General features: G+C 48.7%; 13 protein-coding genes. 12 read left to right on the top strand and 1 reads right to left on the bottom strand.

Going from position 1 to position 13,796, the window contains the following annotated elements; all coding sequences use genetic code 11:
* Window positions 1-45: 45 nt before the first annotated feature.
* The 12 genes from VGB26_02230 to VGB26_02285 all read left to right on the top strand — a co-directional run bounded on the left by VGB26_02230 (window position 46) and on the right by VGB26_02285 (window position 13,305).
* Window positions 46-1,452: a TrkH family potassium uptake protein gene (locus VGB26_02230; protein HEX9756603.1), complete on the top strand. Its 1,407-nt coding sequence runs from the start codon at window positions 46-48 to the stop codon at window positions 1,450-1,452.
* Window positions 1,453-1,538: 86 nt separating this feature from the next.
* Window positions 1,539-2,138 carry a DedA family protein gene (locus tag VGB26_02235; GenBank protein HEX9756604.1) on the top strand — a complete coding sequence of 200 codons (600 nt, stop codon included), beginning with the start codon at window positions 1,539-1,541 and terminating at the stop codon, window positions 2,136-2,138.
* Between the two features lie 141 nt (window positions 2,139-2,279).
* Complete coding sequence (locus VGB26_02240) at window positions 2,280-2,696, top strand: MerR family transcriptional regulator (protein ID HEX9756605.1); 417 nt, start codon at window positions 2,280-2,282, stop codon at window positions 2,694-2,696.
* 14 nt (window positions 2,697-2,710) lie between these two features.
* A complete protein-coding gene (locus tag VGB26_02245) occupies window positions 2,711-2,905 on the top strand; it encodes a GDCCVxC domain-containing (seleno)protein (GenBank protein ID HEX9756606.1) in 195 nt (64 codons plus the stop codon).
* A 22-nt stretch (window positions 2,906-2,927) separates the two neighbouring features.
* On the top strand, window positions 2,928-3,458 hold the full coding sequence (locus VGB26_02250; protein HEX9756607.1) for a hypothetical protein: 531 nt from the start codon (window positions 2,928-2,930) through the stop codon (window positions 3,456-3,458).
* Between the two features lie 288 nt (window positions 3,459-3,746).
* Window positions 3,747-4,583, top strand: a complete 837-nt coding sequence (locus tag VGB26_02255; GenBank protein ID HEX9756608.1) for a transporter — start codon at window positions 3,747-3,749, stop codon at window positions 4,581-4,583.
* 212 nt (window positions 4,584-4,795) lie between these two features.
* Window positions 4,796-5,332 (top strand): hypothetical protein, encoded by a 537-nt coding sequence (locus VGB26_02260; GenBank protein HEX9756609.1) that lies wholly within the window; start codon window positions 4,796-4,798, stop codon window positions 5,330-5,332.
* The gene (locus tag VGB26_02265) at window positions 5,329-6,315 is read left to right on the top strand and encodes an NHL repeat-containing protein (protein HEX9756610.1); all 987 of its coding nucleotides are present in this window, start codon (window positions 5,329-5,331) and stop codon (window positions 6,313-6,315) included. The genes VGB26_02260 and VGB26_02265 overlap by 4 nt, the downstream gene beginning before the upstream one ends.
* Before the next feature lie 249 nt (window positions 6,316-6,564).
* A complete protein-coding gene (locus VGB26_02270; protein HEX9756611.1) occupies window positions 6,565-6,981 on the top strand; it encodes a hypothetical protein in 417 nt (138 codons plus the stop codon).
* A 125-nt stretch (window positions 6,982-7,106) separates the two neighbouring features.
* Window positions 7,107-8,387, top strand: a complete 1,281-nt coding sequence (locus VGB26_02275) for a TolC family protein (GenBank protein ID HEX9756612.1) — start codon at window positions 7,107-7,109, stop codon at window positions 8,385-8,387.
* 25 nt (window positions 8,388-8,412) lie between these two features.
* The gene (locus VGB26_02280; GenBank protein ID HEX9756613.1) at window positions 8,413-10,053 is read left to right on the top strand and encodes an efflux RND transporter periplasmic adaptor subunit; all 1,641 of its coding nucleotides are present in this window, start codon (window positions 8,413-8,415) and stop codon (window positions 10,051-10,053) included.
* 114 nt (window positions 10,054-10,167) lie between these two features.
* On the top strand, window positions 10,168-13,305 hold the full coding sequence (locus VGB26_02285) for an efflux RND transporter permease subunit (protein HEX9756614.1): 3,138 nt from the start codon (window positions 10,168-10,170) through the stop codon (window positions 13,303-13,305).
* A 28-nt stretch (window positions 13,306-13,333) separates the two neighbouring features.
* Here the strand turns inward: VGB26_02285 and VGB26_02290 are convergent, their stop codons facing one another.
* On the bottom strand, window positions 13,334-13,540 hold the full coding sequence (locus VGB26_02290; GenBank protein ID HEX9756615.1) for a hypothetical protein: 207 nt from the start codon (window positions 13,538-13,540) through the stop codon (window positions 13,334-13,336).
* Window positions 13,541-13,796: the final 256 nt, after the last annotated feature.

Below are 13,796 nucleotides of genomic sequence, written 5' to 3' on the forward strand. Positions count from 1 at the left end.
GGTGTGAACTTTATGTTACCGGGCGTGAGTCGAAGGAAATGAAATATGAAAAAAGTTAAATCGAATCGAACTAAGTTTTTCTCAAAATCATCTCTTTTGAAACGGCTCCTCGGGATACGTTTACTTCCGGGCCAAATCGTGCCTCTGGCGGGACTGGTCGTCATCCTTTTGGGGACGGTTTTATTATTGCTGCCATGGGCCACCCCGCCTGAAGTCCATTTGAGTTTTGTGGATGCATTGTTCACATCGACCTCGGCGGTTTGCGTCACAGGCCTCATCGTTTTGGACACGCCTCAGGATTTCACGTTATTTGGGCAAACCGTGATTCTATTGCTGATTCAAATCGGGGGCTTGGGATACGCCACCATCGCGACGTTGCTTTTGTTGGCCCTGGGGCGCCGCCTGGGAATGAGGGACCGGATGATGATCGCGGAGGTGATGAATACGCTGGATATGGCCGGACTGATCCGGTTCGTAAAGACCATCATCTATATGGTGATTTTACTTGAAGGAGCGGGGGCCTTTTTCCTGACTCTCCGTTTTATGAACCATATGGAACTCTCCACAGCCATCTATTTCGGTATTTTTCATTCCGTTTCGGCGTTCAACAATGCCGGTTTTTCGTTATTCTCCAACAGCCTGATCGATTACCGGGGGGATTGGCTGGTCATCGGGGTTGTTTCCTTATTGATCGTTATCGGGGGAATCGGTTTTATCGTCTTCCAGGACCTGCTCGATAATGTCCAGGGAAGGCGGTTTAGGTTAAGGACCCATACAAAGTTTGTGGTGATCGTTACCTTCATTTTACTGATCGGAGGAACAGCAGGGCTTTGGATTCTCGAATGGCATGATCCAAATTCAACAATTCCTATTTCTGAACATGAACAGTTTTTGACTTCCTTTTTCTTCTCGGTATCGGCCCGTACCGCCGGTTTTAACACCTTCGACGTATCCCTGATGCGGGATGCTTCAACCTATTTTCTGATCCTGTTGATGATTATTGGAGGATCTCCCGGTAGCGCGGCGGGGGGTATTAAAACAACAACGTTCGGAATCCTCTGCCTCTTCGCTTGGGGAATTCTTCGCAACCGGGGAGAGGTAGAAGTGTTTCGAAGAAGGATTCCCTATGACTTGGTGATTCGCTCTGCTGTCATTTTTTTCCTCGGATTGGGAATCATTATTTTTTTCACTTTGGTTTCCACCTTTATCGAGGGTCGACCCTTTTTAACCCTTTTGTTTGAGGTCACGTCGGCATTTGGAACGGTGGGCCTCTCGGTGGGGGATGGGGGGGTCAGAAGCCTTTCAGCCCTTTTTTCAGATGCCGGGAAAGTGATTATAATATTGGACATGTTGATCGGCCGATTCGGTCCTTTGATGATAGGACTTTTTGCCATCAAAACTCGAGCCCAAATAAGGTATCGCTATCCAAAAACTCGGGTGGTGATTGGATGATGGAAGGATTATCCTTAGATAATTTATTCGGCTTTTTTCTAATGTTTTAACGTTTTTCATTCCTTAGGAAGCATTTTAGGAGGTTAATGGAAATCCTCATCCAATGGGTTACCGAGTATGGATATTTGGCTATTTTTATTCTTCTGGTGCTTGGTCTTTTTGGCCTTCCCGTCCCGGATGAAGTTCTGCTGACCTTTTCTGGTTTTCTGGTTTTTCAAGGAGTTTTACAACCCTTTCCCGCTTATTCGGTTGCCTTTGTGGGAAGTGTTTGCGGTATTTCGATCAGCTACAGTCTGGGGCGTTTTGTGGGGACTCCTGTCCTCCAAAGGTATGGGCGGTGTGTGCGCCTCTCACCGGAAAAAATGAACCGGGTCCATTTTTGGTTTGAAACTTATGGGAAGTGGACCATTTTTTTCGGATATTTTATTCCGGGGGTTAGACATGCGACGGCTATTGTGGCGGGAGCCTCCAAGCTTGAATATCATGTTTTTGCGTTGTTCGCTTTTTCAGGTGGGCTTATTTGGTCTAGTCTTTATGTTTCCCTGGGTTACTTTTTGGGAAATGAATGGGAGAAAGTGTCCCGATGGTTTCCCCATCGAATTTGGGGTATCTCTCTTACCTTTGCCGCAGTTCTTGTCTTTTATTTATTGTTAAGGAAAATGAATTCAAAGCCGAAAGAATATTAAAATTTAAATCTTGCCCATTAGATTTCTTTCCGACTGGATTTCCTGGAAGTCCATATAAAATAAAGGTTTTTTAAAAGCCGGATTTTTCACTTGACCCTGTACCTAAGTACAGGGATTATGATGATTTTGGAGGATTTCAAAATGAAGACTTTTTCTTCGGGCCAATTGGCCAAAAAAGCCGGTGTCCATATTGAAACCATCCGGTTTTATGAACGGCGCGGACTTATTCCTAAAATGCCCCGGACCGGTTCGGGGTATCGAACATTTTCGGATGAGAGTGTGACCCGGATTCAATTTATTAAAGGGGCACAAATGGTGGGTTTTACTCTCAAGGAGATTCAGGATCTGTTTTCCCTACGGGTTGATCCAAAGACCTCTTGCGGGAATATTAAAAAAAGAGCCGAGATCAAAATTTCAGAGATTGATTCAAAAATCTTGGCCCTGAAAAAAATGAGAAAAGCACTGTTTCGTTTAAAACATTCTTGCAGAGGGCGCGGTCCCACCAGTGAATGTCCGATTTTGGAAGCTCTGGATCGTCGAGGAGGAAAAATCCTTTGAAGGATAGGAAAGAGATGGAAATAAATGCCCGAATCACATGTCCCTTTTGCCGTTTTGAGAAAGAGGAGACCATGCCGAGGGATTTTTGTCAAATCAATTACATCTGTGGACGTTGCAAGAGGATGATGAAACCTAAACCTGGGACCTGTTGTATCTTTTGTTCCTACAGCGATACCGTTTGTCCACCGAAACAAATGAATAACTTTTAAGGAATTTAACGGGAGGTTTGAAATGAATAAAGCATTTTGGGTTTTCCTTACGTTCCTTTTCTTTCTTGGAATATCTACCCATGTGGGCCTTACATTTGCTGAATCAAAAAAAACAATTTTATTTCATTTGAAAACCAGTCTCAAGCATGATGACGCACAAATCTGCGTGGCTTACAATCAAATTTGGGCCGCTCTGGAGGAAGGGCTCAACGTCAATGTTCTCATTGATGCGGACGCCGTAAATACCTATAAAGTGGGATGGTTTGGGAAGGACGGAATTGAAAAGTTTAAACTGCCAGAAAACTTAAAATCATCGCTCTCTCAACAGTTTGGATTGAAAATGGAGGACATCCCTGCAACCTATGGGGATTACCTCCACATGCTAAGGCAAAAAGGCGCCCAATTCTATATCAATAGTTCCATGTTGGTCGTTGCCGGAATTGAAGAAGATTTGGGTGCGGTTGATCATCTATCGGCCCCATTTTTTAAACCCCTCGGCCTCCGGGAAATGATCCGTTTGCGAAAGGAAGCGAATCTTTATATGGCTTATTGAGAGAAAACAAGACATGGTTTTGAATGTCAAAGAATCTGGCCTCATCGGAGGTCTCTTTGCACTCCCTTGGTGCTGTATCTCACCAGGAATTTTTTCTGTTATCGGATTGGCTGGCATGGATCTGTCCCGACAAGTCACCGGGAACCTTTCACCTATTCTACTTGTTATGTCCTTGTTTTTTCTGGGAAGAGTCCATTTTTTATTGTACGTCAAGGCTCAAGGAAGCCGAACCAGCGCTGTCGTGACTTGGGTTTCAACCCTGTTGGGATGAGCTCTTTGGAGGTTGAGATGGTTTGGATCAATTCAATGAAGGGATTCGTTGGAGGAATGGCCTTTTGGTTCCTATTGATAGGAACCTCCTATGCCCATGAACCCATATTTATGATCAGCCATGAGGCACCCGGTAAAGGAGCTTTTGACCTTCATACCGAAATGACCCATGAGCGCCAGGGAGATGAGCGGGAGTTTGAGATAGAGCAAGAATTCACCTACGGTCTGACGCGGGACTTGGCCGTAGGCCTTTCCATGCCCTTTGTCCGTGAGGAAGAAATGACCTCAACGGGTCAAGACGTAGAAAACGGCCTGGGTGATCCGACTGTGCGCCTCAAATGGCGTTTTTGGGATAAAGATCTTCCCGGCGTGAAGTATGCCATTGCCACTGTGATTCAGTCCACTCTTCCAGTCGGTGAAGGGGATGGAAGGCTTGGCCGTGATCAACCGAGCATTCTCGGGGGCCTGGCCCATGGGCGTGAGGGGCTGCACTGGTACTATTTTGTGGACGCTCGATACCTTTATCATGTTGAAGATCATCAGAGCATGCCGGGGAACCGGATCTATTTCGATGTGGCGTATGGGCTGCGCCCGGAACTTCGGGGGTTGGAAGAAACAGACATTGTTTATTTCTTCGAATTAAATTATCTCCATGAGCGACAGGCCGAGGTCAGTGGAATTCCAAATCCCGACACCGGCGGGGATTTTCTCTTTTTCTCCCCCGAAATTTTAATTTCACCAACGAATCGAGTCATGTTGCGGGGTGGGGTACAGATTCCGGTTCTGCAATCGTTAAACGGACAACAAGAGCCGAAGGATTTTAATTTTAAGGCACTTGCGGAGTTTAGATTTTAGCAGGATGTTGAAAAACTTCGAATCCGTCATTCCCGAATGGTTTTATCGGGCCCGCCTGCCGGCAGGCAGGAATCCAGGATTTTTAAAATCAACAACTTCTGGATTCCCGCTCCCCGATAGAGGCATTCGAGGACAGGTTTCGCGGGAATGACGACCTAACGCACAAATACATCCTTTTTCAACACCCTGTTAGTAAAGGAGGGGGGATTAACATGAAATACAAAGTTTTTTTGTTTTCGATGCTTTCAACCATCTTTTTTTCCCCATCACCGCCTGAAGCAAAGGTGATTGCCCCTTCTGCCGAGAAGGGTGAGAATAAGATTTTTATTCGTGCGGATGGACTGGCCTGTTACTTCTGCGCCTACGGTATGGAGCGCTTTTTTAAACAATCTGGCCGGATTGCCTGGTATGACATGAAGATGACAGAAGGAATTGTGGAGATTGGGTTTATCAGGGGCAAACCGATTCTGGATATTCAAACATTAAGAAAATATGTATACGATGCTGGATTTTCCCCCCGTGAGATCAAGGCTGAATTCGTGGGAAGGTTCAACCAGTTAAATGAAGGTTACACCTTTCAAATCACAGAAACAGAGCAAATTTTCCCAGTGGAGGAGAATGCCATCATCCAACAAGCCATCGACATGATTGACCGTGAGGTCGTTTTGAAAGCGGGTACAAAGGATGCCCGAGATGCACCCTTTAAACTTGTGCCTGAATCCATAGACCCAAAAGGGTTTTCACCGTGAAAAGACCAAATTCCTTCATACCCGGGCCATTTATTATTTCCTATTATATAGGGTTTATTTTACTTTTTTTGTGGGGTATTTCGGAATCATCCGCTGAAGACGGTTTTAAACTCCTTTCGACATGGGGAAAAACCGGGGAGGCCCCAGGACAATTTCGGGAGCCTATGGGCCTTGCGTTTGATCCCGAAGGAAACCTGTATGTTGCGGATACCCGTAATGCTCGGATTCAAAAATTCACAGAAAAAGGAGAATTTCTTCTCCAATTTGGAGAACCCGGTAAGGGCCCGGGGGAATTTTCAAAACCGGTGGATGTTGTCGTAGACCAGACGGGTCAGGTTTATGTCAGTGACTACGATCTCGATCGGATACAGATCTTTTCTCCTGAAGGCAAATTTTTGAGGCAGTGGGGAAAAAGTGGAAAGGATCGTGGTCATTTTACGGTTGCCGCTGGGTTGGGAATGGATCGTGAACGGAGGCGGATCTATCTTGCTGAGTTTTATAACAAGCGGGTGGAGGTCTATGACCTGGATGGAGAACTTCAGTTCCAGGTCGGAGAACCTGGGAGAGTCTGGGGTGGAGCTATGAACTATCCAACCGATGTGGCCGTGGATCGGGATGGGAATATATACGTGGCGGATGCCTATAATCACCGGATCCAGAAGTTCACCCCCAAAGGCAAGGTCCTAGCTAAATGGGGTGGTTTCTTCGGCTGGGGGATCCCAGCTTCCTGGAAAGGCTGGTTTCGGGTGCCTTCCGGTATCGGGGTGGATTCAGAAGGGCGGATCTTTGTGGCCGACAGTGCCAACCACCGGATGGTTGCACTCTCGGGGAACGGCCGTGTTTTGGATCAGTGGGACCTGGATCTTCCTACCGAATTATTATCACCCAACCGTGTGGCTGTGGGCCTGGATAGCCGGATCTTTGCCACCGATACGGCCCATGACAGGTTATTGGTGTTTGAATTTCTATCTAATGGGGATTAAACCTGATATTCCCCGTAGCATGCTACGGGGTAGCTATTTAGTTCCCCCTTTGGAAAAGGGGGATTCAGGGGGATTAAATTTTGTAAAATCTCCCCTTGCCCCTCTTTTCCAAAGAGGGGAATCTTAATATGGGGATTTGAGGATTCAGTTTAGACTTTTGCGGGGTAATATGTGCAAAATGAATGATTCGGACGCTTGCTTTCCTTTAAGTCGTGTGATATTCTTTTTAAAACTGTAAGGAGAAAGTTCTTGAAAAAGATTCCTCCAACGGTAAGAGTAGTTGCTTTCCTGGCTTTCATTACATTCGTTTTTTTATCGAGTCAGCCAACCCTTGCCTGTCTTCTTCCCTCCCACTCAAAAATGAGCGAAGGTAAATCCATGGCCTGTTGTGAAGAGCACTGCCGGATGGATACCACCCCTCAAGTCGCAAAGCAGAACTGCAACCAAAGCCTGATTGCCTTCTCAACGCATCCGGTGTTAACCGGCTCCATTTCTTATGGCATTAACTATTATGTAGACGACCCATCCGATTTAGGTCATATCTTAAAAAATGAACCTTTCCCAGAGGAGAACCCTCTCCGAGTCTTTTCTTCAAGAGAAATTGATTCTCCTAAATACAACCGACCTGTTAAGCTTTATATCGTCACCCGCTCCCTTCTTATTTAAACCGTCCTATCCCTTAAAAAACCGTTTCCGAAGAGCTTTGGGATAAATAACGCCCAAAAGCTAATTCTTTGTTCCGTGTACTCCATCATTCCTGAAATCCATTCGAGGTGAAGGGAGGCCTTTTTATGTTAAGACCAAAAGTACTATTCATTCTCATTGGGTTCGCGTTGGAGGTTCTGATCAGCACGGTGAATCCTCATGCCCATTCCGCAGAACCAGAAAAAGAAAATCCCCCGATTGTGTCTTTATCAAACTTAATCGAGAAAGCTTTAGAGAGCAATCCGGAAATTATGGCCATGAAACAGGGTTTTGAGGCAACTAGATCGCAGATTGATCAAGACAGGTCTTTAGACGATCCCCAATTGACCATCACCCAGTGGGCTATCCCATCGGATTTCAATGTCGGTGATGCCGATGAGACCTGGTATGGCATCGGCCAGAGCTTTCCTTTCCCGGGTAAGTTATCTCTGAAGGGAAAGATTGCCGCCAAATTGGCAGATGCTGCGGAACAGAACTACATGGCAAAAGTCCTGGAGGTGACGGCCCGTATAAAATTATCCTACTATCATCTTTTTCTGATTCAAAAGAGCATTGACTTGCATTTGGAACATCAGAGTCTTTTGGAGGAATTTATTCAGATTGCGGATCAAAAATATTCAGTGGGTCAGGCATCACAACAAGATCTCCTCAAGGCCCAGGTGGAGCTATCCAAACTTCACAACAGCCTGTTGGTCCTAAAGCAGGAGGAAGTATCCGCCAAGGCTGAACTCAATGCCATGTTGAATCAACCCCCTGAAACGATGCTGGGACGTGTTGAAGATGTGGAATATCGCTCTTTTTCTCTGACCACTGAGGAGTTAACCCGGCAGGCGCTCGAATTGCGGCCGGAACTAAAAGCGGTCCAGTTTCTGATTGAGAAAAGTGAGCAGGCCCGATCACTGGCAAAAAAGAATTACTTTCCGGATTTTATGGTTGAGGTGATGTACTGGGACGTTCATACGGGACCTGACAAGTGGATGGCAGTGGGCAAGGTCAATCTCCCCTGGATTTTTAAAGGCAAATACGATGCCCGTGTCAGCCAAGCTGTGGCCGAAGAGGCTCAAGCCCGGGCGGACCAGACGGCCCTTCGCAACCAAACGTTGTTTGAGCTTCGGGATCTATTTACGAAGATCAAGACGGCAGAGCAGCTTATTGAGGTATACCAAAAAGGGGTGTTGCCTCAGGCCGAGCAGTCCCTGAAGGCAGCACGGATCGGCTACCAGGCGGGGAAGGTTGGGTTTCTTGATCTGATCGACAGCGAACGCACGCTGTTGGATTTTCAACTGGAATATTTTGAGGCACTGGTCCGGTTCTGGCAGTCGGTTGCCAAACTGGAGCGGACTGTAGGGAATGAATTGAACATTTAAGGTTTTAAAAAAAGGAGCGGAAAAAATGAAAGCCAAAAACATTTTAATATTCTTGAGCGGTGTTCTAGCGACACTGGTTTTTATAGGGATGACCTGGTATTCGGGGTTATTCATGGGATTTATGACATCTCCGGAAGTCCCAAAGATGGAGGATATGGCGGGGATGGATATGGGGGGAATGGAGATGGAAGGGATGAAAAATCAATCAGGAATGGCACAGGCGGCCGTCATGGTTGCCCCATCCCGCAAGCAGTTGATCGGGGTGAAGACCAAAAAGGTGAAGGAGCAAACCCTTGAGACGGTGATCCGCACGGTGGGAAGCGTCGACTATGATGAGCGTCGTGTTCGTCAGGTCAATCTCCGGATTTCGGGCTGGATTACCGACCTTTTTGTGGACTATACCGGAAAATTCGTAAAAAAAGGAGATCCGCTTTTTACCCTCTATAGTCCGGATTTGGTCTCGACTCAGGAAGAATATCTTCTCGCCCTTAAAACCCTTGAACGGGTTCAAGCCAGTCCTGTTGCCCATATCCGCAGCGGGGCCCGGTCCCAAGTGGAATCGGCGCGGAAGCGGCTTCTGTTATGGAATCTTACCGACGCGCAGCTCGAAGGCTTGAAAGAGGGACAGCATCCGGAAGTGGAGACCAAGATCTATTCCCCCATTAACGGGGTGGTGACCAAAAAGATGGCCGTCCAAGGAATGTATGCCACCCCGGAAACGAACCTCTATGAGATTGCCGATCTCTCGGTGGTGTGGGTCTTTGCGGATATTTATGAATATGAACTGTCGGCGGTGAAGGTCGGACAGTCTGCAACGGCAACTCTTACCTCCTATCCGGGTGAAAACTTCAACGGGAAGGTAATCTACATCTACCCCTATCTGAATAAAGAAACCCGGACGGTAAAGGTCCGTTTGGAGTTTCCAAATCCGCAGGGGAAATTCAAGCCGGGGATGTACGGAAATGTTGAGATTCGAGTAACACCCGGAAAACATATCGCGGTTCCTCAAAATGCGTTGCTGGATTCCGGGACGAGAAAGCTTGTGTTCGTGGATCAGGGGGATGGCATGTATGAGCCGAGAGAGGTGACGGTGGGTCATAAGACCGGGCAGTACTATCCCGTCCTTGCCGGTTTAGAAGCAGGAGAATCGGTTGTGACTTCGGGAACCTTCTTGATCGATTCCGAAAGCAAACTCATGGCCGCCGCCAATATGATGGGGATGCTGGGCATGGGGGGCATCAAAATGGAACAGGCCCAGATGGGCGAGATGGAGATGGGGGGTATGGAAGGGATGCAGGGCATGGAGGGAATGAAGGGGAAGGAAGGGATGAAGATGAATCAGCCTTCTTCTCCACGGGAACAGACCGTAGAGGGTCTGACCCTGACACTGGCGACCGAGCCTGAGCCGCCAAAGAAAGGTGAAAACCGAGTCCGTCTGACCGTTCAGGCCCAGGGATCTCCGGTGACCGATGCCGCTGTGACACTGGCCTACACCATGGCCATGCCCGGTATGGAAATTGAAACCGTGGAGGTGAAGCACACCAAGGACGGAATCTATGAGGCCGAGGTGGATTTCGGGATGAAGGGCGCTTGGGAGATTGAAGCCAGCATCGTTCGTGGTTCGGGAAAACCGGTGAAGGCGAAGTTCACCCTCAAGGTGAAATAGTCGTGAATGTTAACCAACAGCGAGCGAATGCGAGCGTGGGGAAGAGGGAGGCTCCATCCGGCTCTGCCGGTGGAGGGGGGATGGTCGCTCCCCCTATGAAAGCAGGCAAGTAAGATGATCGAACGAATCATTGAGTACAGCGCGAAAAATCCTTTTATTATTTTCCTGGGGGTGTTCCTTCTATCGGCTTGGGGCTATTGGGCTGTTACACAAACGCCGCTGGATGCCATTCCGGATCTTTCCGATGTCCAGGTCATCATCTATACGGAATGGCCGGGACGCAGCCCCAACCTGGTGGAGGATCAAATTACCTATCCCATTGTGACCTCCATGCTGGGCGCACCGAAGGTGAAATATGTCCGTGGCGCTTCAGACTTCGGTTTTTCCTATGTTTATGTGATTTTCCAGGACGGGACGGATATTTATTGGGCCCGAAGCCGGGTATTAGAATATATGAGCAAGATTGCAGGTAAGCTCCCGGAAGAGGTCAATCCCATTTTGGGACCGGATGCCACTGGGGTCGGGTGGGTCTATCAGTATGCTCTGCTGGATGAATCCGGGCAGCACGACCTGGCCGAGCTTCGAACATATCAGGACTGGTATTTGCGGTATCAGCTCCAAGCGGTTCCTGGGGTGGCGGAGGTGGCCTCCATCGGGGGGTTTGTCAAACAGTATCAGGTGAACGTAGACCCCAATAAGCTGTTGGCATACGGTATTCCTTTCACCCGGTTGACCCAAGCCATCCGGATGAGCAACAACGATGTGGGCGGGCGGACGATCGAGATGAGCGAGCGGGAATATATGGTTCGAGGCCGGGGGTATATCCGATCCCTGGAAGATCTGGAGGTGATTCCTGTAGGCTTGGGCCAGAACGGCGTGCCCGTATTGCTTCGAGAGGTATCCAACATCGCACTGGGTCCTGAAATGCGACGGGGGGTGGCAGAGCTGGATGGAAAAGGGGAAGTGGTGGGCGGTATCGTGATCATGCGCTATGGGGAAAATGCCCTCAAAGTGATCGACCGGGTCAAAACCAGATTGAAGGAGATCGAACCGTCCCTTCCGGAAGGTATGCAAATCGTGACCACCTACGACCGGTCTGATTTGATTCTGCGCGCCATTGCGACCCTTAAGGAGAAGCTCATCGAGGTGACCATCGTGGTGAGCCTGGTGAGTCTTATTTTTCTTTTCCATTTCCGCTCCGCCCTGGTGGCGATCTTGAGCCTTCCCCTGGCCATCCTCCTTTCGTTTATCGCGATGAACTATCTGGGTCTGACCTCCAATGTGATGTCCCTGGGAGGAATCGCCATCGCCATCGGGGCGATGGTGGACGCCGCTATCGTGATGATCGAGAATGCCCACCGGAGGCTGGAACAAATGGGGCCGGGGCAGGATCGGACACAGGTGATTATCGATGCTGCAAAGGAATTGGGAAAACCTCTCTTTTTTTCACTCCTGATCATCACCGTCTCTTTCATGCCGGTCTTTACCCTCGAAGCGCAGGAAGGCAGGTTATTCAAACCCCTGGCCTTTACCAAAACCTTTGCCATGCTGTTCGCATCGTTCCTTTCGATTACATTGGTGCCCCTGCTGATGGTCTATCTTATCCGGGGGCGGATTACCCCGACACATAAAAATCCCATCAACCGTTTTCTTGTTGCCATGTATGAGCCGATTGCGCGGCTTTTTTTGAGATTTCGTGTGCTGGTGATCATTGGCGCCGTTGTTCTTTTCGGTGCCACGATACCCGTTTTTTTCAAATTGGGCTCGGAATTTATGCCGCCTCTCAATGAAGGCTCGATTCTGTATATGCCGACGGCTCTTCCCGGCATCTCGATGACGAAGGCCACTCAAGTCCTTCAGCAACAGGATGCACTGCTCATGCAATTTCCAGAGGTGGAGCGGGTGTTTGGAAAAATCGGAAGGGCGGAGACCTCCACGGATCCTGCCCCCCTTTCCATGGCGGAGACCACCATTACACTGAAACCGGAGGATCAATGGCGACCGGGAATGACATGGGATAAACTGATTGCCGAAATGGACAAGGCCGTCCGTTTTCCCGGAATGCCGAATATTTGGTGGATGCCGATTCAAACCCGTACCGAGATGCTGGCCACCGGTGTGAGGAGCGCCGTGGGAATTAAGATTTACGGACAGGATCTACAAGAAATTGACCATATCGGAAAAAAGATCGAGGGATTGCTGTCTGGAATTCCCGGAACCCGGAGCGCTTTTTCAGAGCGGGTCACCGGAGGATATTATCTGGATTTCATTGTGAAACGCCACGAGGCCGCCCGTTACGGGTTGACGGTCCAGGAGGTGGAGGAGATCGTCGAGGCCGCGATCGGAGGAGCGAATGTGACCATGACGGTGGAAGGGCGGGAGCGCTATCCTGTGAATGTCCGCTATGCACGGGAGCTGCGGGATGATCCGGAACGATTAAAACGAGTACTGGTTCAGACGTCTACCGGGGCACAGGTTCCATTGGAGCAGCTAGCCGAAATACGGATCGCTACCGGCCCCCCCATGATTAAAGATGAAAACGGGTCGCTGGCGGGAATCGTCTACGTGGATGTCTCGGGCCGGGACTTGGGCAGTTATGTGGAAGAGGCCAAACGGGCGGTGAATGAAAAGGTGTCACTCCCTTCGGGATACTCCCTGGGCTGGGCCGGGTCCTATCAATATATGCTCCGTGCCAAGGAAAAGCTGAAGGTGGTGGTCCCGCTCACAATCTTAATCATTTTTGTCCTGCTCTATCTGAACTTTCGCTCGGTAGGTCGTTCGCTCTTGGTGTTGCTCACGGTTCCGTTTTCGCTGGTGGGGGGAATTTTTCTTCTGGCCCTACTAGACTATAATCTGAGCGTGGCGGTCTGGGTGGGGTTGATTGCTTTGGCGGGTGTGGCTACGGAAATCGGAATCGTGATGGTGGTTTATCTTGATCAAGCCTTCAGGAAGTGCCAAAAAGAGGGACGGCTCAACACAAAAGCAGATCTGATCGAGGCTGCCGTGGAAGGAGCAGTCAAAAGGGTACGGCCTATTATTATGACTGCGCTGGCCATCATCGTAGGTCTTTTGCCGATCATGTGGAGCCATGGGGCCGGTGCCGATGTGATGAAACGAATTGCCGCGCCCATGATCGGCGGCATGGTGACCACCACGCTGCTGACGTTGTTTGTCATTCCAGCTATTTATGTGATATGGCAGGGAAGCGGAAATGCTTTCAGAAAGATGAAGAACGAGCGAAGAGGATTTTGAAGAAGACATTCGAGCTAAGCAATAAGCATTAGAGTTGCCTCCTCCACTGATCAAGCCCGGCTAGGACGGCATCATTAAGCCATTCTTGGAAGCGCTGCGAGACAACCTGCTTGTCTTCATTATAAGAAAACTGGAAAACATCCTCACAAAGGAGGTAGGGTCCCTCCAGGGTGGGTTCTTGGTCATCTTCTTTATCCCGATACTCCCGGTATTCCATAAAAGCGGAAGCGGCCATAAGACCCAAGAACTCCACACCTAACGTGTGAAAAGCAAATATAATTTCTGTCTGGCGATCCTCTCTAATTTTTAATCGGACCCAGCCACGATAAGTCCGTGTATCAGCATAGTAGTCTAGTACGTTGACACATTAATATAGAAACATTATAATGACGCATTATCCTACAAGGAGATGCGTCAACCATGCGCCAAACCAAATTGAAGTTGAGCCAGAGAGACCGCCAGATACTGAAAGAGTTTTGCTCGAAAGGGAA

The organism is Nitrospiria bacterium (assembly GCA_036397255.1).
GTDB lineage: Bacteria > Nitrospirota > Nitrospiria > DASWJH01 > DASWJH01 > DASWJH01.

Bases quoted from the DNA above. Each gene is read 5' to 3' on its own strand.
- VGB26_02230 (HEX9756603.1), top strand. From the start codon at position 46: ATGAAAAAAGTTAAATCGAATCGAACTAAGTTTTTCTCAAAATCATCT.
- VGB26_02235 (HEX9756604.1), top strand. From the start codon at position 1,539: ATGGAAATCCTCATCCAATGGGTTACCGAGTATGGATATTTGGCTATT.
- VGB26_02240 (HEX9756605.1), top strand. From the start codon at position 2,280: ATGAAGACTTTTTCTTCGGGCCAATTGGCCAAAAAAGCCGGTGTCCAT.
- VGB26_02245 (HEX9756606.1), top strand. From the start codon at position 2,711: ATGGAAATAAATGCCCGAATCACATGTCCCTTTTGCCGTTTTGAGAAA.
- VGB26_02250 (HEX9756607.1), top strand. From the start codon at position 2,928: ATGAATAAAGCATTTTGGGTTTTCCTTACGTTCCTTTTCTTTCTTGGA.
- VGB26_02255 (HEX9756608.1), top strand. From the start codon at position 3,747: ATGGTTTGGATCAATTCAATGAAGGGATTCGTTGGAGGAATGGCCTTT.
- VGB26_02260 (HEX9756609.1), top strand. From the start codon at position 4,796: ATGAAATACAAAGTTTTTTTGTTTTCGATGCTTTCAACCATCTTTTTT.
- VGB26_02275 (HEX9756612.1), top strand. From the start codon at position 7,107: ATGTTAAGACCAAAAGTACTATTCATTCTCATTGGGTTCGCGTTGGAG.
- VGB26_02280 (HEX9756613.1), top strand. From the start codon at position 8,413: ATGAAAGCCAAAAACATTTTAATATTCTTGAGCGGTGTTCTAGCGACA.
- VGB26_02285 (HEX9756614.1), top strand. From the start codon at position 10,168: ATGATCGAACGAATCATTGAGTACAGCGCGAAAAATCCTTTTATTATT.
- VGB26_02290 (HEX9756615.1), bottom strand. From the start codon at position 13,540: ATGGCCGCTTCCGCTTTTATGGAATACCGGGAGTATCGGGATAAAGAA.